This is a genomic window from Neobacillus terrae (genome assembly GCF_011393025.1).
Classification (GTDB): Bacteria; Bacillota; Bacilli; order Bacillales; family Cytobacillaceae; genus Neobacillus_A; species Neobacillus_A terrae.
Map to the genome: position 1 here is coordinate 386883 of NZ_JAAOEO010000003.1, position 22692 is coordinate 409574.

20 protein-coding genes and 2 pseudogenes are annotated in these 22692 nt (G+C 38.3%); 11 read left to right on the forward strand and 11 right to left on the reverse strand.

Translation table 11 applies throughout. The annotated features are described in order from the left end of the window. The first annotated feature begins 85 nt into the window (after window positions 1-85). A complete protein-coding gene (locus G8761_RS06420) occupies window positions 86-916 on the forward strand; it encodes a TetR/AcrR family transcriptional regulator (protein ID WP_166024786.1) in 831 nt (276 codons plus the stop codon). A 93-nt stretch (window positions 917-1009) separates the two neighbouring features. On the opposite strand, the gene G8761_RS06425 is transcribed toward G8761_RS06420, so the two are convergent. The 3 genes and pseudogenes from G8761_RS06425 to G8761_RS06435 all read right to left on the reverse strand — a co-directional run bounded on the left by G8761_RS06425 (window position 1010) and on the right by G8761_RS06435 (window position 3657). Then, window positions 1010-1366 (reverse strand): nucleotide excision repair endonuclease, encoded by a 357-nt coding sequence (locus G8761_RS06425; protein WP_166024788.1) that lies wholly within the window; start codon window positions 1364-1366, stop codon window positions 1010-1012. Between the two features lie 204 nt (window positions 1367-1570). Further along, window positions 1571-2400, reverse strand: a pseudogene (locus G8761_RS06430) (L-lactate dehydrogenase); the annotation flags it as partial. Between the two features lie 387 nt (window positions 2401-2787). Further along, entirely contained in the window at window positions 2788-3657 is an 870-nt protein-coding gene (locus tag G8761_RS06435) for a LysR family transcriptional regulator (protein ID WP_166024790.1), read from the reverse strand. Between the two features lie 122 nt (window positions 3658-3779). Between G8761_RS06435 and G8761_RS06440 the strand changes: the two genes are divergently transcribed. Further along, window positions 3780-5042: a benzoate/H(+) symporter BenE family transporter gene (locus G8761_RS06440; RefSeq protein ID WP_166024792.1), complete on the forward strand. Its 1263-nt coding sequence runs from the start codon at window positions 3780-3782 to the stop codon at window positions 5040-5042. 534 nt (window positions 5043-5576) lie between these two features. Here the strand turns inward: G8761_RS06440 and G8761_RS06445 are convergent. Then, window positions 5577-5780 carry a hypothetical protein gene (locus G8761_RS06445; protein ID WP_166024794.1) on the reverse strand — a complete coding sequence of 68 codons (204 nt, stop codon included), beginning with the start codon at window positions 5778-5780 and terminating at the stop codon, window positions 5577-5579. Between the two features lie 272 nt (window positions 5781-6052). On the opposite strand from G8761_RS06445, the gene G8761_RS06450 reads away from it, so the two are divergent. The 6 genes from G8761_RS06450 (at window position 6053) to G8761_RS06475 (ending at window position 11908) form a co-directional block, all read left to right on the forward strand. Continuing rightward, on the forward strand, window positions 6053-6376 hold the full coding sequence (locus G8761_RS06450; RefSeq protein WP_166024892.1) for an ArsR/SmtB family transcription factor: 324 nt from the start codon (window positions 6053-6055) through the stop codon (window positions 6374-6376). A gap of 20 nt (window positions 6377-6396) precedes the next feature. After that, a complete protein-coding gene (locus G8761_RS06455; protein ID WP_338000918.1) occupies window positions 6397-7362 on the forward strand; it encodes a TIGR03571 family LLM class oxidoreductase in 966 nt (321 codons plus the stop codon). Window positions 7363-7386: 24 nt separating this feature from the next. Continuing rightward, complete coding sequence (locus G8761_RS06460) at window positions 7387-8394, forward strand: LLM class flavin-dependent oxidoreductase (protein ID WP_166024796.1); 1008 nt, start codon at window positions 7387-7389, stop codon at window positions 8392-8394. 147 nt (window positions 8395-8541) lie between these two features. After that, window positions 8542-9555 carry an LLM class flavin-dependent oxidoreductase gene (locus G8761_RS06465; RefSeq protein ID WP_166024798.1) on the forward strand — a complete coding sequence of 338 codons (1014 nt, stop codon included), beginning with the start codon at window positions 8542-8544 and terminating at the stop codon, window positions 9553-9555. A gap of 166 nt (window positions 9556-9721) precedes the next feature. Beyond that, complete coding sequence (locus tag G8761_RS06470; protein ID WP_166024800.1) at window positions 9722-10843, forward strand: NADH-dependent flavin oxidoreductase; 1122 nt, start codon at window positions 9722-9724, stop codon at window positions 10841-10843. 264 nt (window positions 10844-11107) lie between these two features. After that, window positions 11108-11908, forward strand: a complete 801-nt coding sequence (locus G8761_RS06475; RefSeq protein ID WP_166024802.1) for a glucose 1-dehydrogenase — start codon at window positions 11108-11110, stop codon at window positions 11906-11908. 143 nt (window positions 11909-12051) lie between these two features. Here the strand turns inward: G8761_RS06475 and G8761_RS27030 are convergent, their stop codons facing one another. Next, window positions 12052-12345: a group II intron maturase-specific domain-containing protein gene (locus tag G8761_RS27030; RefSeq protein WP_243449911.1), complete on the reverse strand. Its 294-nt coding sequence runs from the start codon at window positions 12343-12345 to the stop codon at window positions 12052-12054. 81 nt (window positions 12346-12426) lie between these two features. Then, window positions 12427-12618, reverse strand: a complete 192-nt coding sequence (locus G8761_RS27035; protein WP_243449912.1) for an RNA-dependent RNA polymerase family protein — start codon at window positions 12616-12618, stop codon at window positions 12427-12429. A gap of 1030 nt (window positions 12619-13648) precedes the next feature. Here G8761_RS27035 and G8761_RS06485 point away from each other — a divergent pair. Beyond that, window positions 13649-13792, forward strand: a complete 144-nt coding sequence (locus tag G8761_RS06485; RefSeq protein WP_166024804.1) for a hypothetical protein — start codon at window positions 13649-13651, stop codon at window positions 13790-13792. Between the two features lie 215 nt (window positions 13793-14007). Here G8761_RS06485 and G8761_RS06490 read toward each other — a convergent pair whose 3' ends face one another. Together G8761_RS06490 and G8761_RS06495 are read right to left on the reverse strand one after the other, a co-directional pair. Then, window positions 14008-15522, reverse strand: coding sequence for an acetyl-CoA hydrolase/transferase family protein (locus G8761_RS06490; RefSeq protein ID WP_166024806.1), 1515 nt, complete (start codon window positions 15520-15522; stop codon window positions 14008-14010). A gap of 128 nt (window positions 15523-15650) precedes the next feature. Then, the gene (locus G8761_RS06495; protein ID WP_166024808.1) at window positions 15651-16295 is read right to left on the reverse strand and encodes a LytTR family DNA-binding domain-containing protein; all 645 of its coding nucleotides are present in this window, start codon (window positions 16293-16295) and stop codon (window positions 15651-15653) included. A 132-nt stretch (window positions 16296-16427) separates the two neighbouring features. On the opposite strand from G8761_RS06495, the gene G8761_RS06500 reads away from it, so the two are divergent. Both G8761_RS06500 and G8761_RS27040 read left to right on the forward strand, forming a co-directional pair. After that, a complete protein-coding gene (locus G8761_RS06500) occupies window positions 16428-17456 on the forward strand; it encodes a zinc-binding alcohol dehydrogenase family protein (protein WP_166024810.1) in 1029 nt (342 codons plus the stop codon). A 68-nt stretch (window positions 17457-17524) separates the two neighbouring features. Continuing rightward, a pseudogene (locus tag G8761_RS27040) lies at window positions 17525-18412 on the forward strand (IS3 family transposase); the annotation flags it as partial. Window positions 18413-18843: 431 nt separating this feature from the next. Here G8761_RS27040 and G8761_RS06515 read toward each other — a convergent pair. From G8761_RS06515 to G8761_RS06525, 3 genes are read right to left on the reverse strand one after another with little or no spacing between them, the layout of a single operon-like run. Continuing rightward, entirely contained in the window at window positions 18844-19932 is a 1089-nt protein-coding gene (locus G8761_RS06515) for a GerAB/ArcD/ProY family transporter (protein WP_166024814.1), read from the reverse strand. 26 nt (window positions 19933-19958) lie between these two features. Then, complete coding sequence (locus G8761_RS06520; RefSeq protein WP_166024816.1) at window positions 19959-21038, reverse strand: Ger(x)C family spore germination protein; 1080 nt, start codon at window positions 21036-21038, stop codon at window positions 19959-19961. A gap of 28 nt (window positions 21039-21066) precedes the next feature. After that, on the reverse strand, window positions 21067-22602 hold the full coding sequence (locus G8761_RS06525) for a spore germination protein (RefSeq protein ID WP_166024818.1): 1536 nt from the start codon (window positions 22600-22602) through the stop codon (window positions 21067-21069). Window positions 22603-22692 lie beyond the last annotated feature (90 nt).

Below are 22692 nucleotides of genomic sequence, written 5' to 3' on the forward strand. Positions count from 1 at the left end.
TAAATTGACTTATCAAGCTCATTTACTTATAATAGTGACCAAATGGTCAATTGTCAACAAATTACCTTAGGAGCGAAAAAATAGAATGATAAAAAAACAATTAATTATGGAAAAAGCTTTAGAACTTTTCGCCAAACAAGGGTTCGAAGCTACAACCGTTCAACAAATAACAGAATACTGCGGTATATCCAAAGGTGCTTTTTACTTATCTTTCAAGTCCAAGGACGAATTGATTTTAGCATTGATTGATCATCACATGATGCAATTCACTTCCGATATTGACTACATAGTCAGAAAAACAAACAATGAAAATCTTTTATATGAATTTTATTATGCAGCCTTTCATTCCTTTCACCAGCATTCTGATTTTGCGAAAATTCTTATGAAAGAGCAAACGCAAACTTTTAATGAAGAACTAATAAAAAAAATGCATTACTACGACCGGCAGACAGAGAAAATTATCTTATCGATGATTGAACGCTTTTATGGGGAAGAGATCAAACAGACTAAATATGATTTGATGTACTGTATTAAAGGCTTTATAAATACATATTCCCATTTGTTTCTATTCTATAATGTTCCGTTAAATCTCAATCTCTTGTCAGAATCACTTGTGGAAAAAACAAATCTATTAGCGCGCCACACAAAACTGCCGTTTATTTCAGAGGAACTGATTCAAGTAATAAAGCAGCCGATGACTGAAGAAGACTCTAAGGAGAAGATTCTCGAAAACATTCAAAAAAAGATAGAAGAAATGGAAGAGTCAATTGAAAAAGAATCCTTACAACTTCTAAAGCAGCAGCTGCTTGAACCGACTTTAAGTCCTGCTATTGTGAAAGGATTAATAGAAAATATTCAAAATCATCCACATTGTAAATGGACTTCCTATTTACTTCAAAGTTATTACGGGTTTTAAAAAGCTATAAACCTTAAGTCGAATACTCTAAAAAGAAAAAAGCAATAAGTGAAGTCTGGACTGACTGCACTTATTGCTTTTAATTGATTATGTTTACTTAAAAAACACTTTATCTATATTGTACTTTGCTTTTAGTTCATTAATAATATACGTTTCATAAATTTCTCTATGTACAGGATCTTCAATTATACAAACAGAAATTTTAGCAACCTCATCTCTGTGCATTTTCATTGGAGACACATTATCCTCAAAGTGTTTTTTGATTCTTTGTCTTAACTTCCTAGCTTTACCGACAAACAAGAGCTCCTTGTTATTGTTATAAAACATAAAAATCCCTCCCTTATCCCTAGGGATAAGATGAAAATCAGTAAACCCATAAATATCACTGAGCTCAGGATTATTCTGTTTTGTAATTGTAACACTTGGTTGTGGAATCGTTATATTTATCAATTACGTTCACTTCCTCTTTCCTTATATACTGTTATGTTACCATAATACGTAGTATTTACCTTATAATTGTTACCTAGTCAATGTTAAAAAGACACATTTAATTATGGTACGGTTATCCCGGCCAATCTGAAAATGAGGTTATTTCTAACCTCATTTTCAAATTAGCATTTATATTAAATTGAGTGAAGCCGCCAGTACAAATTTTTAAATTACCGGGTTCATTGTTTCTTTTAGCACTGATACGGAATGGTTAAATTGTTCTTTTTCCTTTTCATTCAACTCAATTTCGATTACTTCCCGGATGCCGACACGGTTAATTACAGCTGGTCCTCCAATATACACATCCTTTTGTCCATATTCTCCATTTAGATAGGCAGATACTGTTAGGATGCTGTTTTCATTATTAAGGATTGCTTTTGTAATCCGAACAAGGGACATTCCTATTCCATAGTACGTTGCCCCTTTTCGCTCAATGATCTGATAGGCAGCATCACGGACGTTTACGAACATTTCTTCTAAACATTCTTTTTTAAAATCTCCCTTGCTTTCCAAAACAGTATCGAGATGTTCATTCCAATCATTGCATGGCTCCAAACAGGGAGTTCTGTATCTCCATGTTCACCAATAATAGCTGCATGAACATTTCTTGTATCAACATTGAAATACTTCCCTAGTGCAAACCTTAGCCGTGCAGAGTCTAATACCGTCCCTAAACCCTATTACACGTTCTTTTGGCAGTCCTGATTCTTTCCACGTTACATACGTTAAGATATCTACTGGATTTGTTGCCACTAAGAATATTCCATTAAATCCACTTTCCATAATGCTTTTTACAATTTGTTTAAATATTTTCATATTTTTTCCAACTAATTCCAATCAAGTTTCACCAGCTTTTGTGTTAACCCCGCAATGATGACAACTAAGTCCGCACTTCCGCAATCTTGATAAGAACCGCTCCATACGTTTATTGGTGAAGGCGCAAACGGCAATCCATGGTTAAGGTCCATCGCTTCGCCTTCAGATTTTGCTTCATTATTTGCAGCTGTTATCCTCTTTACCTTAAATGAATTTTAGGGATAAGTTTTTAATCAGGGTGAAACAATTCTTTTCAATACCACGGCTTCTCTTTTGATATTCAATAAAATTCCACTAGAGAGGAAAGTAATAATTAAAGGCTTGAAAACAAAAAAACAAAGGACTTTCCCCCTTTGTTTCTTTGTTTGAATTTAATGACCAAAAACCTTCATTTACTTATGGTACGGTTCTCCGTAACGAATCTAAATGAGGTTATAAAACCATGAATATATTTTATTTTTCATTTAAAGATCTACTTTACCACAGTCTAAACTAATACCTGTTTCATTTTATTTGCCATTTTTCAACGTTGAAGTCTTTTACTTTTGAGTAAATAATTTTGGTGTCTAAAAAAGTTTTAAAAATTCTTTTGCTGCTTTTGATAAGTAACTATTCTTCCTCCAAATAACTTTGGGTTCAGATATTAAGGTCTGATCCTTTAACTGAATGACTCTCAATCCTCTCAATGAATGGAGGGATAATAACGAGAGCGGTAAGATCGTTGCACCAAACCCCGATGAAACGAGACCAAGTAACATAATTAAATCCTGACATTCGCACAGTATATTTGGTTCTAAATCTAACCGTTGAAATTCATTGACAATTTGTCCATACGCACCTAAACCATAGTTTGGTCGCAGAAGAATCAATGGCAAATCGATGATTTCCTCTAACCTGCATTGTTCTGATCCACTCCACGTCCATTTTTCAGGCAAAACAAGCACATATGGGTCACTTTCCAATGTCATTTGAGAGATACTTTTTTCTGTTATTGGACTATTTGTTATCGCAATCTCAATCTGACGTTTAGATAACATTTTTATGAGATGAATCGTTTCGCCTTCCCATACTTTGAAAGTAAGACCAGGATTTTTCTCACGAATATCTACCACCTTAGAAAGAATTAAAGATGCACAATAAAGATTGGATCCAACAGATAAAATCCCACTGGCGTCTTTCCTCAATTCTTGAACTTCAACCATTGTTTCATCAAGTTTATTTAAAAGTTCTTTTGCTCGAAGAAGTAATCTTTCCCCCTCCAAGGTTAAATTAAGACTTTTGTTATCTCGATCAAATAAAATGACGCCTAGCTCTTCTTCCATTTGTTTGAGTTGTCTGCTCAAAGGGGGTTGAGCAATATTTAATTTCTTTGCAGCGGTCGTGATCTTACCTTCTTCTGCTATAGTGACAAAGTATTTTAACTGTCGAATATCCAAGATGAAACCTCCATCATACCCAAAAGATATAGTAAAAAGATAAAACAGATATTTTAAGTATTGATAAATTGAGTATACACTAAGATGTAGTGTAATTCATTAGTTGAAGGAGTGTGACTTTGTTGTTCAAAAAAAATACCATACAATTTCCAAAGCTTTTATCGGTTGGGAATATATCGAATGGATTTGTGGCCTGGCTTTTTGGTTCAGCAGGACCATTATTAATTGTTTTACAAGCTGCTGCAAAAGGTCATTTGTCTGGCAGCATAACCAGCTCATGGATTTTCGCCATTTATGGAATGGGGGGACTCCTAACGCTCATCGTCTCCTTATATTATGGGCAACCCATAGGCTATGCCTTTTCAATACCTGGAGCCATTCTTGTGGGCTCAAGCTTAACCCATTATTCTTTCAACCAAGTGGTTGGTGCCTATATTATAACCGGGATCCTTATTTTTCTTTTAGGATTATCTGGCCTTGTTACAAAATTGATGAAGGTTTTGCCTATGCCAGTTATGATGGGGATGGTGTCAGGCGTCTTACTCCCTTTCGGAACTGAAATGATCGGCTCGGTTGTAAAAAATCCTTTACTCAACGGAATCCCGTTACTTGTCTTTCTTGCTCTTTCTTTTTTCTTACGATTTTCAAAAAAGTTTCCGCCTATATTAGGGGCGATCATTGCAGCAATTCTTTGTCTTAAATTTTTGCCAAACGTTTCTGTACAGCCTCTCCATATAACAATGGGCATTCCCCATTTTATCATCCCATCATTTAGTTTTTCCGTTGTAGGGGAACTTGTCATTCCATTACTCTTAACGGTTATTGCTATTCAAAATGCCCAAGGGATTGCTATGTTAGAAACCCATGGCTATCGTCCACCGATCAATGCCATGACCAATTGGAGCGGAATCGGTACCATTATAAATGCTTTTTTTGGGGGCCACCCAGCCTGTATTGCAGGTCCCATGACGGGCTTACTTGTTAACAAAGAATCAGGCAAACTTGAACATAGGTATGTCGCTGCTATTGTATTAGGAGTATTATCCTGTCTATTAGCTCTATTCTCTCCAATAGCTTCGCAAATTCCACATGTCATTCCTGCCTCATTAATTCAATTACTAGGTGGCGTCGCCATGATTAGTGTACTGGTTGACTCTTTGAAAATGAGTTTCTCTGGTCCATTCAAATCAGGCGCCCTCTTTTCCTTTATAATCACAATCTCTGGGATCTCTATTCTCCATATCGGAGCGCCATTCTGGGGTCTGGTTGGAGGTACCTTAGCCACCGTATTCTTGGATAAACAAGATTTTTATAAATTCGAATCAAGTGACCAAAACAATGAACCTATCTTGAGTGAAGCTCTTTTCAAGGACAAAATTTCCTAACACCGTTTCTTTATACCTCGGATACATCTCATGACAAAATAAATGACACCTAGACATAGTGCAGTCTAGGTGTCATTTATTTCTTTGTATAGAATAAAAACCTCATTTACTTATGATACGGTTCACCGTACCTATACAAACGGTAAACAAAAAAATTATCTATCATAACTCACTAGTGTTGCATAAATGTTGTTGTAATTTTCAGTATTTCAGATTATCTACTAACTCACTAACCTCACCTTTATAAAGTAGTTAACAATAATATATTCTATATTTTTCAACTACTCCTCCGAGCTGACTTCTTATTAACCTCAGTTGATCCAAGATATGTTGCATCCAAAGTGCCCTAGTATGGTCACCTATTTGAATACGACGAGGAGGACCCACAGTTTTATTGCAGTGATAATATGTCAATTAGCCTTTCTGTTCTAATATCTTTCCAGGCATCACAATCCATTGCATGTCTTCCTGCCCTGTTTCATCATATAATTTATGTTGAATCTCATCACTTTCCTCTAAAAATTCCTGTGCACTTCAACACTTGTTAATCCATTTTACAATATCATCCTGAGAGGGTTTAATAGCTCGTCTCTTTGACTCAATAAAGACTGCTTCAAAACATTGTTTAGAAGGATCCCAAAACGAAGCAACAGAATCCATAGACATTGTATCGTCACCTATAACATCATCTTCATCAGAAGTTTCTTCACTTATCCTTTTAAAGTCTTGATTTTTCAAAGCAGTATACCAACCCAAACCATTTAAAAGATGGGCAAAATAATCCTCATCTCTCCGCCACCTGTTCTCTAAGCTAATTTGTGTAGTTCCTTTAAAGCCGTTTCCTAGCCCTGTCTAAAGCATAAAATTTGATTTTGGGTATAAAGGGAAATAATATAGAGATATCGCAAATTATCAATATCCTTTTGTTCGATTAGTTTATACGCATTCCAAGCAAAATAGATTTTAATAAGATCAGAAAGGGGCGGGCACCGTTGAATCTGGAATCAAATATGATAAATGACGAACAGGCAGTTGAAATTTTCAAGGCTCTATCAAATCAAATACGAGTAAATATTCTGCAAATGTTGAAAGAACCTGATAATAATTTTTCCCCGCAGGCCCATGTCATCAAAGAAAAAGACTTTGATGGCGGGGTTTGTGTTAGTGATATTCGCAGCAAAGTAGGACTATCACAGTCCACTACCTCCCAGTATTTGTCTCTCCTATTGCAGAGCGGGCTGGTGGAAATGAAACGAATTGGACAATGGACTTATTATCGACGCAATGAGGAAACCATTAAACAGTTTGAAAAGTATATAGGCCTAAAAATATAACCTTTTAAGGAGGACCAAGAGTGAGTTTTCAAAATCATCGTGCCTATAACAGCATGTACCAGAAAGACAAAATGACACTCGGATTTATCCTCCCGACTGCCAGGATGTCTAAAAATCCGATTATGGAGAATCAGTTGGAGCTTGCCCGTAAAATTGAGGAATATGGCTTTGCTTCATTATGGCTCCGTGATATTACGATGCAGAATTTGAATATTGATGATAACGGCCAAAAGTACGATTTATGGATTTATTTGACGTATCTTGCTGCCTATACGAAGCAAATTGCGTTAGTGACAGGAAGTGTAGTTCTCCCTTTGCGCCACCCCGTCAGGGTAGCCAAGGAAGCTGCATCAATCGATCAATTGTTTCCAGGTCGATTGATTATGGGAGTGGCTTCAGGGGACAGGGAAAAAGACTTTACAGCTTTAGGGATATCTAAGCAAGAAAGCGGTCCGTTATTTAAAGAAAATTTCGAAATTCTCGACCGGCTGTTAAAAGAGGATCAGCCGACAATCCACAGCCACGCCGGGCTGATCGATGGTACAGATATGAGGTTAATCCCAAAGCCCGTATCTTCGATTCCGACCATGGTGACTGGATTTAGCAATCAGTCTATCAATTGGATAGCCAGGAATGGGGATGGGTGGCTTCAATACCCAAGAAGCATTATTCAACAGGCGCAGCTTATCCAGGATTATCGTGCTTTAACTGAAGTTCATGCTCCAGGAGATTTTAAACCCTTCTCTCAAAGCTTGTTCATCAATTTATTGGAAAATCCCGATGAAATGCCTGTCCCCATACCCTTAGGCTATTCCGTGGGAAGAAACCGTTTAGTTGATCTACTTCATCAATTTCAAGCGATTGGTGTCAACCATTTGGCGTTTGTTCTGTATTTTTCCAAGCGCCCTCCAGAGGAAGTAATCCAGGAACTTGGAGAATTTGTTTTACCCTACTTTCCAACCCATAAAGGTTCAGGCCAGCTTTAAAAAATTAAAAAAGGAGGAAGAATTATGACAAAGAAAATAGAACTTTCAGTACTAGATCCCTCCCCAATTGTCGAGGGAGGATCAGCCGAACTATCCCTTCAAAACACGCTTGATCTAGCAAAGAAAACAGAGCAGTGGGGATATAAACGTTTTTGGCTTGCTGAACATCATAATTGGGGAGGAATGGCGAGTTCAGCATCCCCTATCGTAATTGGACGAGTAGCCTCTGTCACGGAAAAAATGCGTATTGGATCAGGCGCAATGCTTCTTTCCCATTATTCTCCTCTTTCCGTGGCTGAGCAATTTGGAACATTAGAAACCTTCTTCCCTGGCCGGATCGACCTTGGATTGGGGCGGGCACCTGGCACCGACCAATATACAGCAAATGTATTGAGGCAGCGGGTTGCTGGTGAACCTGAATTTGATGCCCGGCTTCAGGAGCTTATCGCATATCTTTATGGTACAGGAACAGCCACTAAGAATGGTTCATTTAGCGTTCACGCCATTCCCGGCGAAAAAACAAATGTGCCAATTTGGCTGTTAGGTTCAGGGTTTTATAGTGCACAATTGGCTGGAATACTTGGGTTACCATTCTCTTTCGCGGGACACTTTGCTCCAGGTAACATGATGGAGGCCATAAAACTGTACCGCGATTATTTTCGTCCGTCTCAATTTTTGGAGGATCCTTATGTACTGTTAGCCGTTCAAGTGGTGGCTGCTGATGAGAAACAGGAGGCACAAAGGCTTGCCACTTCGATGTATCAAAAATTTCTTTTGTTAACCCGCGGACAGCCTTCGCCCATTTTGCCTCCTGTTGATAATATGGACGCGCTATGGAACGATAATGAACGCAGGGCGGTTGAAGAACAGCTTTTCACTTCCATTATCGGGGACCCTGCAGGTGTAAAGCAGCAGCTCCATGAGTTAATAGAAAAGACTAAAGCTGATGAAATTATGGCTCATACAGAGATTTTTGATCATAAGGCACGGCTGCGCTCTTATGAAATTTTGGCTCAGGCGGCAGTAAATTAAACAGTGTCTAGTCTAATAAAGGATGTATTTTCTGCAGATATTAAATCAGTTAGATTAATGTGATTTAGATTGAAGCAGTAAAAGAGAACAACCTGTAAATTCTTTTATAGGTTTGAAACGAAATTTTTAAGGAAAGAAGATGAGCATATGCCAAAACAAATTACGGATATTCCATTCTCGGTGCTGGATCTCTCTCCAATTGGAGATGGAAGTACGCCGGCTGATTCTTTTCGCAATACTTTGGAGCTGGCCCGGCTCGCTGAAAAGCTGGGGTATAACCGATATTGGCTCGCTGAGCATCATAATATGCCATTTATCGCCAGCTCTGCAACATCGGTAGTCATTTCCCATGTTGCAGCAGGTACATCAAAAATCCGGGTAGGTTCAGGCGGCATTATGCTGCCGAATCATGCACCTCTTGTTATTGCTGAGCAATTTGGTACTCTGGAATCATTATATCCAGGACGTATTGATCTTGGCTTGGGCCGTGCACCAGGCACTGATCAGCTTACCGCACGTGCATTAAGACGTGACTTGAGAAGTTCAGGAGAAGATTTCCCTGAGCAGCTGGCTGAGCTCCGGAATTACTTTGACCCTTCCCTGGCACAAGGATATAGCCATGTTAAAGCAATCCCGGGTGAGGGATTAAACATACCTATTTGGCTGTTAGGTTCAAGCGGATACAGTGCCCAGCTGGCAGGAGAGCTTGGACTGCCGTTTGCATTTGCGAGCCATTTCTCGCCGCATAACACACTGCCGGCTATCCAGCTGTACCGCCGTTCGTTTAAGCCTTCTAAAGTACTGGACAAGCCGCATGCAATGGTAGGGCTAAACATCATTGCGGCCGACACAGATCAAGAAGCTGAGCGGCTCGCTACAACTTTGCAGCAGCAGTTCCTGAATTTAATGCGCGGGAAGGAAGTCCCATTGCAGCCGCCAGTGGATAATATTAAAGATATAGCGAGTGACTATGAAATAGCTGCCCTTGAGAATCAATTAGGAACTTCGATTGTCGGCAGTCCTCAAATCGTAAAAGAAAAGCTGGAAAAGTTTCTGGATGAAAGTCAAGCCGATGAAATCATGGCAATCGCCCAGGTTTTCGATCATAAGGCCCGCCTCCATTCCTATGAAATATTGGCAGAAATTACTCAGCTAAAATAGGTCAAAACTGGCCGATCCTTATGGCAAGCTTTTAATGTATCTCTATAAATTTTTTTGTATAGAATATAAAAAAATGCCTGTTAAAGAAATTTTTGTAGTCTATGTTATCTATTTGCTAAATAGGAAAACCTTTTAATAAACTTGATGTAACAAAAGGAGAAAAAAGATGAATCCAAAATATGAAGCTGCTTTTAAACCATTTACCTTCCGTTCTGGAGTTGAAATAAAGAACCGTATTACAATGGCACCCATGACCAATACGGCGGCACATGAAAATGGTGAAGTATCAGATGAAGAAGTTGCGTATTATCAAGAACGGGCCGATGGTGTAGGAGCTGTAATCACCGCATGCACATACGTCACCAGGAATGGAAAAGGATTCCCGGGTGAATTTGGTGCAGATTCCGATTCCCTAATCCCTAGTTTAAGACGTGTGGCTACAGCTATACAGGAAAAAGGTTCAAAGGCGATTTTACAAATTTTTCACGGGGGCAGAATGTGCCCGCCTGAAGAATTGCTCGATCGTCAACCAATTGCTCCGAGTGCGGTAGCAGCGGAACGGGACGATGCCGTGGTACCTCGGGAAATGACAGCAGACGAAATCGATGAAATTATTAAAGCATTTGGTGAAGCAACCAGAAGAGCAATCGAAGCTGGGTATGATGGAGTTGAAATCCATGGTGCCAATACGTATTTGATTCAGCAATTCTTTTCTCCACACTCAAATCGCAGAACTGACAAGTGGGGTGGAACGCTGGAAAAACGTATGTCCTTCCCGCTTGCTGTAGTTGACGCTGTTAAAAAAGCGGTTTCAGACCATGCAACAAAACCTTTTATCATCGGCTATCGGTTATCGCCTGAAGAAAGAGAGAATCCTGGCATCACCATGGAAGAAACGTTGCAATTAGTGGACAAGTTAGCGGACCAGGACCTGGATTATCTCCATATTTCTGTCGGCGGCTTTTGGAACGGATCAATCCGTGATGATAACGATCAGACATCCCGAGTTGTTATGATCCATGAACCTGTCGGGGATCGTGTTCCTGTTATGGGTGTTGGGATGCTGCGGACACCCGATGAAGTGATGAAAGCATTTGAAACAGGTGTACCTTTAATTGCTTTAGGGAGGGAATTGATAATGGAACCTCAGTGGGTACAAAAAGTACAAGCCGGTGAAGAAGACAAAATCCGTACAACATTATCTAAAAAGGATCAAAAAGAACTGGCTATTTCTGATAAAATGTGGGAGTACTATACTGGCATCCCTGGCTGGCTTCCTATTGTATAAGGAGTTCACTTATCTCATTCCATCTCTACTTCCTTGAATTGTTCAACAAAAAATGGCCATCGTGATGATAATTGTCCTTGCTCAGCAAGTATAAGAATATACCTTATACTAAACAAGACAGAACATTTTAAAGGGAAGCCATCTTAGTGGTTTCCCTCCTTTATTGAGTATTAGAGCAGAAAATCTGCCATAGTTTATGACTAGAAGTTATTGTTAATATATTAATCAACAATAGACGACCATAGAAGGAGGATTGGATCTAAAGTGAACCTGGGATTAAAAGATAAAACGGCACTTGTGACAGGCGGCAGTAAAGGTATTGGAAAAGCAATTGCCGTCGCGTTTGCCAAGGAAGGCACCAATGTTGTAATTTGTGGCCGTGGTGAAGAAGCATTAAAAGAAGCAGCAGCGGAAATTGAAAAGCTGGGAGGCAATGTTCTTGCCGTTCAGGCGGATTTAACGAAACAATCTGATGTGGAACATCTGGTCTCCTCTGCAATCGACCGCTTCAAATCGATCGATATACTCGTAAATAATGCAGGAATAGCCAGTGGATTTGATGATTTTGAAACATTGGATATAGAGGCCTGGCAGCATATATTTGATGTGAATGTATTTGGGACTGTCCGCGTAACCAAAGAAGTTATCCCTTTTATGAAAAAAGCCGGATTTGGACGCATCATTAATATTTCATCCGAATCAGGGATTCAGCCTGATTCGTTTATGCCTCATTATAATGCTTCAAAGGCAGCAATTATCAATTTTTCAAAGAGCTTATCAAAGGCGTATGCCGCACAGGGAATTCTAGTGAATACTGTGTCTCCGGCATTTATCATGACACCAATGTTGGAAAATCTATTAAAAGATAATGCGAAGCAGCTGAATATAACCTATGAAGAAGCTACTCAACAATTTTTAAAGGAAAATCGTCCACATGTCGAAGTAAAACGGCCTGGAACAGTTGATGAAGCAGCGTCGGCTGTTGTTTATCTTGCTTCTGAACAGGCTTCCTTTATTAATGGTGTAAACCTTCGGGTAGATGGCGGTTCGGTTGCGAGTATATAAATTAAGCTAATTCTTAAGAAAAAAACTTAAAATCGAGTAGGAGGGGGGATGGTTAACCCCCGACACCTCATACCAACTTACGTACCGTTCGGTATACGGCGGTTCGAAAGTTTATGAAATCACATTTGATAGACTTTTCAAACCTAAGTCTTGCCAATATTGATTATTAACACAGTATTGATTACAGGGTTTCTAATAAGGCGCCAGTATCCCTTTCGGGAATTGGCGTTTTTCCATGCCTCTTCTTTTGAGATACCTAACTTCATCAGGTTTCGGTATTTTGTCTTCACTTTCTTCCATTCTTTCCATCGGCACGCTCTCAATCTTCTTCTAATGTGCGAATCCGTTCTTTGAGCGTATTTCTTTATGTCCCCGATTTGAAAGTAATTTCCCCAGCCTTGCACGAGTTCATTTACTTTTCGAATGCGATACTCCAAACTTACTCCTCCCCAGTTTCGGTTTGTCAGTTACTTTAGTTTGGCTTCCAATCTTTTCTTGGTTTTCTTTGGCACGTACACTCATGCTTTATTACGGTTTCTATAGAAACCTACTCCAAGGAATATACGTGGATTCGGCTTTCCCACAGCGCTTTTCTCCTCGTTCACTTTTAACTTGAGTTTCTTTTCGAGGAAGGCAGTAATGCCTTCTTTGACTCTTTCCCCTGCCTTTAGACTTTTTACATAGATATTGGCATCGTCCATACCATACAAACTTTAAGCCTCTTTTCTCGAGCTCTTTGTCCAATTCGTTAAGGATAATGTTGCTCAGTAGAGGCCTTCTCTATTTGGCATGACCAGTCCTTTCTCATAATTCCTGATTGGAGGAATCTGCGTATCAACTTGAGTGTGGGTTTGTCATCGATGGACTTTGCCACAAGGGACATTAGCTTGTCGTGTTGAACCCGGTCAAAGAATTTCTCAAGGTCAATATCTACGACAAAGTTATATCCTTCCTGGATATACTCTTTTGCCTACTCAATTACCTGATGGGCATTCTTATTTCTGCGAAACCCAAAGCTATAGGGGCTGAACTGCTTCTCTAATATAGACGAGAGCTTTTGGACGACTCCCTGCTGGTAAATCCGGTCAGTCACCGTGGGAATCCCAAGTACCGAATTGCTTTTTTTACATTATCCCAATTTTGCTCAATTATCTGCATTGTTCTTTTTCAATCGAACTTAGCCCATTTTCTATTAGATACTGATTAAATTCATATTGATCCTTAATATCTAGAATATCGGAAACCTTATACCAGTAAGCAAGTTATTTGTATTATCATCAGCAGCTACTTCTTCTGTTAAGAACCTAAAATCATATACGGTATCAAATTCTTCTGAAGGTGCTTATAAATCAACATAAAGATGTTGTTTAGGGTATGCTAAAGGGTTTTCTCTACGCATTCTTGGAAGTTTGTATGCATAACTACCCTTTAAACCAATATACATTGAAGTCAAACGTTGCTGACCGTCCAATATAGCTATAATATCCTCTTCACCACTTATACTTGCATTAAGGTTATGACGGTTATCTCTTTCATGATATTCTCTAATAAACTCGTAAAATTGAAATTCTTTACTCTTTTCTTCTTACAGTTGAACTGTTTTTTTATAATCTCCCTATACATGTTCACTTCAAAAGCTGTTCTGAGCATTTTGACACCATAACTGCTCAAGGAAGGATGATGATGGGCATTCTTGCAACAATTGGTGTTTGAAAGAGAGACATAGTAGATAACGTAAAAATGGGTATGAAACAGCAAGCGAGAGCTGGAAAGAATGGTGTTCAAGTATTAGGATATATGAGTGTACAGAGTATTAAAGATGAAAATAAAACAAGGTTAGAAGTTGTTGAAAAGGAGGCATTAATTGTTAGAGAAATATTTTGAACTCAATTACTTATTGTAAGATTCGCCGTATCTATAAAGCGGCGGTTTAATCATTTTTTTCCTCTGGAATCGTCTCAGAAAATCATATAAGGCTGAAAACAATAAAAAAGAAGAGTACAAAGGCTCTTCTTTATTTTTGTTATTAATTAAAAACCACCAAAACTTGACGTAAATCTTTAAAGATATATCATAAAAATTGTTACGCATGAAAACAACTATACGATTTCTACTGCCGCTTCAAGCATTGTTCCGTTTTTAGCAAAATTCGTATGCCAAGAGAAAGCTTTTTCTAAAACATGAGGAGTTTGCCCGCCCCTTGTTTGTGCTTCTTGGTAATAGGCACGCAGCTGGTTGCGGTACATCGGGTGTGCGCAATTGTCAATAATCAGTTCTACTCTTTCCCTTGGAGCCAATCCTCTTAAGTCAGCGTAACCCTGTTCGGTGACAATAACATCTACATCGTGTTCGGTATGGTCTACATGGGAGACGAAAGGAACGATGCTTGAAATGTTACCGCCTTTCGCAATGGATTTAGTAACAAAGATAGCAAGGCGTGCATTTCTTGCAAAATCACCAGAACCACCAATACCGTTCATCATTTTTGTGCCTAAAACATGAGTCGAGTTAACATTTCCGTATATATCTAATTCTAAAGCAGTATTAATCGAGATTAACCCAAGGCGGCGGATGATTTCAGGATGATTGGAAATCTCTTGCGGACGCATCATTAACTTGTTGCGGTATTTTTCAAAGTTGGAAAATACCTGATGCATTTTCTCTTCAGAAAGCGTGATGGAGCAACAGGAAGCAAAACGTACTTTCCCAGCGTCTATAAGATCAAAGACCGCATCTTGTAACACCTCGGAATAAACTTCTAAATCGTGAAACTCTGAATCTAACATTCCATGCAGCACTGCATTCGCTACTGAACCAATCCCCGATTGTAATGGCGCTAAATTTTCCGTTAACCGGCCTAAGTTTACTTCTTTTCGAAGGAATTCTATTAAATGTTGTGCCATGATAACCGTTTCGTCATCTGGAGGAACAATCGTCGATGGCGAATCAAGCTGGTCCGTAAACACAATTCCCTTCACTTTTTCAACATCAATCGGAATGCCGATAGTTCCAATTCGATCATCCGGTTTAACAAGAGGGATTGGAAGCCTTGACCCTTGTTTCCCAGGTTCATATAAATCATGCAGCCCCTCAAGATGTGCAGATTGAGCCATATTAATTTCAATAATAATCGATTTGGCATTTTGGGCAAATGCTAAGGAATTTCCAATTGATGTAGTTGGAATAATCATTCCGTCCTCAGTTATTGAAATCGCTTCCAGAATAGCAACATCTATATCCATAACGTCAGCACGAAGAAGCTCTGCTGTATGGGACAAGTGCTGATCCACGTATAAAAATTCTCCATTATTGATTCCTTTTCGCATGGTCGCATCTGCTTGGAAAGGCAATCTTTTTCCTAAAATTCCTGCTTCAGCAAATAACTTATCCACATCCGAGCCTAAGGAAGCTCCGGTATAGACATTTACTTTAAAGGATTTATCATGTTTAACGCGGTTAACAAGCGCTAATGGTACCGCTTTCACATCGCCTGCGCGTGTAAACCCGCTTAACCCTAAAGTCATTCCACTTTGAATCCAGGAACCTGCCTTTTCAGAGGTAACCACCCGTTCCTTTAGATGAGGTTCCCTGATTCGATCTAACTTATTTTCCATAATCAATCCCTCACTTAATGAATAGTTATAATCATTTTACCCATAAACATCATCAAGATAAGGATTATTGTTTACAATACCCAAAATTCAGATAAGACAGCTAATTTAGGTCCTAAAGCAGAACAATCCTAGAATCCTAGAAGCTTCCGAAAATAACTGGCATATGATTGGCTGACTGGTACCCTTTCATCATTATCCATCGCAAGTATAAAGGTCGAATGGGTATCAGGATAAATCGCTTTAATATGATTAATATTTACAATAAATGAACGGTGGCATCTAATAAATGAATCCTTCGGAAGCAAGTATTCGAATTCCTGCAGAGAGTATTTATGGGTTCCTGATAACTCTTCTGAATTAATAAACGTTTTTTTATCTTTAGCTTCTAAATAAACGACCTTTGAAAAAGGAATCGGAATCCAGCCGTCCGTTGTTTTTAAGGTAACGACTGATTTTCCATCGGTTAAAGCTGGATAAATTGCCACCAAGCAACCCTTAAGATTTTCATTATATAAAAATGGTACGGCCATTCCAAGATAAGGAATACCAAAGATATCTCTGTTAATAAACTCTGAGACCTTTTGCTTCGTCACCATTGCTTTATGGGCAATCGTTCCTTCCTTTATAGGATCTCCGGCGCTAATTTTCAAATCAATTCGTTTACTTGGCCGATAGTAGATATATTCTTTTGTATTAGAAACAGCAATTGAAATTTCATCCGAAAATAATTCACCAATGACGTCCAGCAGTGAATCTAAGATTATATCTTCCATACTATTAACACCTCATTCACATCTATATTAACACTAAATTTCACTGATGCTTAGAAACTTATAGGCTAATAGTAATTATTTTAAGCCATTACTAATAAAGGGTATACTAATAAGGAAAGGATGTGGTTCATCATGAATACAATGAAGGCGGTAGGGTTAACTCGTTACCTTCCAATTGACAATCCCCAAAGCCTGGTAGACGTAGTTGTAGAAAAACCAAAAGCAACGGGTCGTGACATTTTGGTCAAAGTTGCGGCCATATCGGTCAACCCTGTTGATACAAAGGTACGAGCTCCTAAGGAAAGAGTTGAGGAAGTTCCTAAAATTCTAGGTTGGGATGTAGCAGGAGTCGTCGAAGAGACAGGACCGGACTGTTCATTGTTTCGTCCGGGAGATGAAGTTTTTTATGCTGGCAGTATTGCACGACAAGGCGGAAACAGTGAATACCATCTGGTCGATGAACGAATCGTTGGGCGCAAACCTGTTTCCTTAAGTTTTGTGGAAGCCGCAGCTCTTCCCTTAACCTCCATTACCGCTTGGGAAGCGTTATTTACCCGAATGTCTATTTCCCAAGATCCGGGCCCTAACAAAGGAAAGGCTCTGCTGATCATTGGTGCAGCCGGTGGTGTAGGTTCCATTGCCACTCAGCTTGCAAAACAAGCGGGGCTTACTGTAATCGGGACTGCTTCCCGATCGGAAACTGTTAGCTGGGTTAAATCAATGGGCGCGGACTATACCATTAATCACCATGACCCGCTCCTTCCACAACTTCAAGCAATTGGATTTACAAACGTTCCGTACATTTTTTGCCTGAATGCTTTGGAAAAACACTGGGCCGGTATTAGCGAAGCTATTTCTCCGCAAGGTGTTGTGTGCGCAATTGATGATCCAACCTCTCCGCTGGACCTCAAATTGCTTAAGCAAAAAAGCGTCACCTACGTGTGGGAGTTTATGTTTACTCGCCCTGTTTACGAAACAGATGATATGATTGAGCAGCATCTATTGCTTAATCGTATTGCTGATGCTGTGGACCATCAAAAATTAAAGACAACACTGGCCGAAGTCCTTGGACCGATCTCAGCAGAAAATCTCCGTCAAGCCCACAAATTTTTGGAGAGCAATAGGACGATTGGTAAAATTGTACTAGAAGGTTTTGTTTAAAAACCTGTTTGCAGAGAGTATAAAAAACAATGCCGTTTCCCGATAAATCGGTGATTCGATAATTGCACAAAGAACTAATCGAACTCCGAAAAAGAAATAAGCAACTTGAAATGGAAAATGACATTTTAAAGCAAGCCGCACTGATACTAGGAGGAAAGTAAATTTAATCAAGAATAACCAACACAAATACTCGATAGCAATGTGCAAAATCCTACAAATCCTTAGAAGCACCTATTATTATGAAGCAAAAGAAAGAAAGAAAGAAAAGCAGAGGATAACATTACCACCGATGTGGTCGACATTTTTCATGCAAGCCGTCAAAATTATGGGACCATTCTAGACGAAGAATCGGGTGGATTATGCAGCAGGCCCTGGTTTCTTCTTACACGGTAGCCCAATTTAAGCCTCATGCGAAATCCAGTAATGAATCAGAACAGAATAATGAACTGAACCGTGAGTTCAACTAGGAAAAAGAAATGACCGCAATCGTAAGCGATTTAACGTACGTAAGAGTCAATCAAAAATGGAATTACGTATGTGTATTTATCGATCTCTTTAATCGAGAAATCGTGGGCTTCAGCACAGGTCAAACAAAGATGCATTACTCGTCTACCGTGCGTTAGCCTCTATAAGGTCGATCTTAATAAGATCCAGCTTTTTCATACGGATCGTGGAAATGAGTTTAAAAACAAGTTGATTGATGATGCTTTAAAGACATTTAATATTCAACGATCCCTAAGTATGAAGGGCTGCCCATATGATAATGCCGTAGCTGAAGCGACGTTCAAAATCATTAAAACAGAATTTGTTAAAGGCCAACATTTTGATAGTTAAAAGAATTAACAAGGGAATTCCATGACTACGTTCACTGGTTTAATCACATCAGAATCCATGGGACACTTGGTTATGTAAGTCCGATAGATTACAAGCAAAAACACCTTAAAAAAATTGTCTAGATTAGTGTTGACATACCAGAACATCATTAATCAATCAAATGGTTCTCTTCAATTTTCTTTTCTTATTTGAATCTGTAATTAATATTAAAACTAAGATTCTTAGGCTTATTCCAAGTATAATTGCACATACCCTACTTACTCCCATTCCTACAAACCCCCTAATTAACTTCAAACCAACAAAATGCGTTATGATACATAAATTTACAAGAACCAATGGTGAAATATAAAATGGTAAGCTTGGAGAACATCAGTGTGACAAATCCCCGACGCAATAAGGTGAATTAAAACCTCACTTAGTTTAGGATCATCCATTGTAATTTCTGTGATTTGGAATGATTCCCCTTCCCAAATGTAACTGCTGACCTTTTCTGTTGAATCCTTACAAAACGATCTGCCCAGATTGTATTATAAGTTTCTAGAAGCTATCTATCCTACTTAGTTATTTTATGCTTAATATGAATGTGCAAAAAGAGAAAAGGGATATATAGATACACAAAGTAAAAAGCAATGTTTGAATACATTTCATTCAATCGCTCTATTTGACTCCTCTCTTTGAGCACATTAGCTATAATAAAGAATAGGACCAGTACAATGAACAGACTTATACGTTGTTTCACATTTATTACTTTCTTAATAGCACGACAACCTGCCCATATTTTCACACTGATATTGGGTAATATGAGAAGTAACCACATCGAAACAACAATAAATTCGACTCTTTCTATTAGAGGGAATTTCGCAATTTTCATTTGAGTTAATGTTGGCCATATTGTCTGGTTTAAGTGTCCTTCACTAAAGAAGACAAATGTGATGAGCGCTATTATTAGATAAAGTAAGCTTGAGAACAAAAGTCCAATATGGGCCCATTTTTGTGATCTGTCTGGATTTTTTATGAATGGGTAGAACATGAATAAGGTCTCAAAGCCAACATACTGAAACAACATAGCTTTAGAGGATGATACGATTTCCTTCACAGAGTGGTTAAAGACGGGTAATAAATTGTGAAAATTGGCAAATTCCAATGAAAAAAAATTAAGGGGAAACAGGATAATAAAAGGTATGATAGTTCCCCAGAAACACATTCCAGTAATCACGCGGAATCCACCTGATACAACGTAATAAATGAGGACTAGAAGAATGAGGCTTATTTGCCATGTCTTCATTAAGGGAAACAGCCAAACTTGAACAACTTCAATATAAACACGGAAAACAATTAAAGCTAATATAAGAAAGTAGAAAATCACAAAAATGTTGAACAGTCCGCCAATCCATTTTCCAAAGTAAAATTTGTGAACATGTATGACATCATTATTAGCAATTCCAAGAATTCGATAGATCATCCAAACTAGTATATGAATGCTTATACTTGATAAAATGATGGAAATCCATGCATCATAACCTGCGTCCTTCGTTATATCTCGTTGAAAACTCATGATTCCTATGCCAATAATATTCGTGAAGATTAGAAAGAAAACGTAAAAGGAAGATACTAAATGTCGTTCGTCTAGTAATGATTTCACGTGGTTCCTCCTCTTATCATGTAGACTTACTCTTCAATACCTGTATTTAGGATGTAAACATTAGTGTGTACAGTGGTTTTTAGTTCTGGGTATATGTCCATAAACCGTTGATAGTCCCAATTTCTTGAGGTGGCTCTAACCTTTTCTCCCAACCCAATGGGATCTACATTGTATCCTTGTGCCAGTGAAATTAAACTTTGGACCTCTTCCTTAAAGTGTTCATTTAAAATTCGTTTCAATTTTACAATATCTTTGTCTTTTTTCAAATCAAACCAGGATGATGCTTTTTCAATCTCTGCATGGATGGTTAAATCGATGAATATCCTCGGAATGCCTTCGCTTTTCTCAACCGTATATGTAGTTTTTGCATTCAGGTTTTTCAAGAGAATAAAACCTTCCTTTTTATTTTGTGTGATTTTGGTTTTATATTGCCCATTATGAGACCCATCAATTAATGTTTTTAGAATAAAGGACTTTCTTAAATTAATATGATTTATGTACTTCCCGTTCTTTAATAAGGCTAACCCGTCAATTTTAATTTGACCTTCCTCTAGGATAAGGTAAGGTAAAATTTGATCCCTCCCTTCTTGATAAGAATTGTTCAAAAACATGTGCAGATTCATTTTTGGCAAATTACCACTTTCAATGTTTTGATTGATTTTTTCACTTAAATGGAATGAAAGATTCACATGTTTACTGGATTGAAGTATATCTTCGGCTGTGTTTTCAGCAATGCCCAACTGCATTCGACTCCCCGTATTTGGATTTCGGGCAAAATTAGTGATAACATCTTCGATCCCTTGTGTGGCATATTCCTTGCCGAACAATACAAAATCTAATTTTCCTGTCTCAATAGGATAGGCTGATTTTGCATTCATTCTCGGGAGTATGTCTTCATATGAATCAGACACCGTTTTATAAATCTTCAATTTGACATTTCCCTGTTCGGCGAAAGTAGGATAAATAGCAATTCCTTTGACTTTGCCTTCTTCCCGATCATATCCTAGAGCTTCAATTATCTGAACATCATCAATGATCCTCTCATGTATACCACACCCTGATAAAAAGAAAGGCAAGCTAAAAATTGACAGAAAACATAATTTCATTTAATTCACCTTTATTATCCTTTCCTGTTTATTCATCAAAATCACTTTTCTTTTTTTTGTGATTATGTGGGTGGTATCTCCAAATTGATTTAGGACGTAAGTAATTTGGCCTTTTGGATGTTTTACTATAAGAGGAACGGATAATGCTGTCCGTTAAATCCTCAGGCCTAAAAGGATAAAATGGAACGGTATAGGGTGTTCCTAAAGATTCTAACCGTGTAAGGTGAATGATTAAAAAGGCAATCCCTATAACGATGCCTAGTCCCCCCCAAATAGATGCGAAGAAAATTAATGGAAAACGTAAAAAACGTATAGTGTTCGACATTTTATAAATTGGGGTAGTAAAGGAAGCTAAGGCAGATAAGGCGACTATAATGAGTAAGACATTACTTGTAAGGGACGCCTCAACTGACGCTTGGCCGATAACAATACCGCCCACTATTCCCAATGTTTGTCCTACCTTTGTAGGTAACCGGACTCCCGCTTCACGTAATAGTTCAATCGTGAATTCCAGAAAAATCACCTCTAATACCGGTGGAAACGGGACACTATAACGAGAATTACTAAGTGAACCGAATAAATCGTTTGGAATCATCTCGTAATGGTAAGTGATAACGGCTATATAAATAGATGTTCCAAAAATGGAGAAAAGGACACTGAATACCCGTATTAAACGAAAAAAAGATCCAAGAATCCATGGGAGAAAGTAATCTTCAGGTGAAATAAAAAAATCAATTATCGTAGAAGGACCTGTAATGACATATGGCGACCCACTACTTAAAACAGCTACTTGTCCGTTAATAAGAGCTTGAACCACCCTATCCACACGTTCAGTTGGAAGAAGCAAAGGAAACGGTGTAAGGGAATCATCTTCTATAAATTGATGCAGCTGAGAAGTATCAAAAATGACATCAAAATCAATATCTTGAAGCCGTTGGGTCATGGTATTAACATGCTGCTCACTCGTAATCCCATCAATATGAGCAATAATAACTCGAGTATTTGAAGTAGAACCAATGTTTACTTCCTTCGTAATTAGATCAGTTGTATTTATTTGTTGTCTTAATAAATGTATATTTACATCAATATTCTCAAGAAATCCAATTTGTGGCCCCACCACACTAAACTCATTTTCAACGTTATTTTGTTCACGCAATCCAGCTTTATCATTAGATAAGAGAATTAATGCAACCCTTTGATCATTTTCCTTCATTTGAAGTATCGCATACCCTTTAAGTAACTTTGATTCAGCTTCGTTCCGATTATCCGTTATTACAATATCTTCTATTGCGATAATTTTCTTTATGTCATCAATTTTCTCTAGCCTGTCTAGTTCAAAAGGGGTCTCTCGGAAAATCATTAAAATTTTCAGTTGGAGTTGTTGTTGATCGACCAGTGTATTGTAGTAAGAAATGATTAAATGTCCCGATTCATCCGTAAGTGGAAATTGTTTAAAATCACTGGATTTTTTAACCTTAGCAAACAGCTGGCCAATATCTTGTGAATTATCAGTCACGGCCTGTTTGTCTTTATTATTTCTAATCTTTCGTTTTTTGAAGAACATCTAATCACCTCCCTATTACAAAGGAATTCATATCCTTCTATATTATGTAAAGGCATCCCCATATTTATGTAAATCCGTTTTATAAACAGG

What these genes read in the sequence shown, in the direction of transcription:
- G8761_RS06450 (WP_166024892.1), top strand. Translation starts at nt 6,053, where the DNA reads ATGATAAATGACGAACAGGCAGTTGAAATTTTCAAGGCTCTATCAAAT.
- G8761_RS06465 (WP_166024798.1), top strand. Translation starts at nt 8,542, where the DNA reads ATGCCAAAACAAATTACGGATATTCCATTCTCGGTGCTGGATCTCTCT.
- G8761_RS06520 (WP_166024816.1), bottom strand. Translation starts at nt 21,038, where the DNA reads ATGAAATTATGTTTTCTGTCAATTTTTAGCTTGCCTTTCTTTTTATCA.
- G8761_RS06485 (WP_166024804.1), top strand. Translation starts at nt 13,649, where the DNA reads ATGGGTATGAAACAGCAAGCGAGAGCTGGAAAGAATGGTGTTCAAGTA.
- G8761_RS06460 (WP_166024796.1), top strand. Translation starts at nt 7,387, where the DNA reads ATGACAAAGAAAATAGAACTTTCAGTACTAGATCCCTCCCCAATTGTC.
- G8761_RS06420 (WP_166024786.1), top strand. Translation starts at nt 86, where the DNA reads ATGATAAAAAAACAATTAATTATGGAAAAAGCTTTAGAACTTTTCGCC.
- G8761_RS06525 (WP_166024818.1), bottom strand. Translation starts at nt 22,602, where the DNA reads ATGTTCTTCAAAAAACGAAAGATTAGAAATAATAAAGACAAACAGGCC.
- G8761_RS06500 (WP_166024810.1), top strand. Translation starts at nt 16,428, where the DNA reads ATGAATACAATGAAGGCGGTAGGGTTAACTCGTTACCTTCCAATTGAC.
- G8761_RS06495 (WP_166024808.1), bottom strand. Translation starts at nt 16,295, where the DNA reads ATGGAAGATATAATCTTAGATTCACTGCTGGACGTCATTGGTGAATTA.
- G8761_RS06490 (WP_166024806.1), bottom strand. Translation starts at nt 15,522, where the DNA reads ATGGAAAATAAGTTAGATCGAATCAGGGAACCTCATCTAAAGGAACGG.
- G8761_RS06470 (WP_166024800.1), top strand. Translation starts at nt 9,722, where the DNA reads ATGAATCCAAAATATGAAGCTGCTTTTAAACCATTTACCTTCCGTTCT.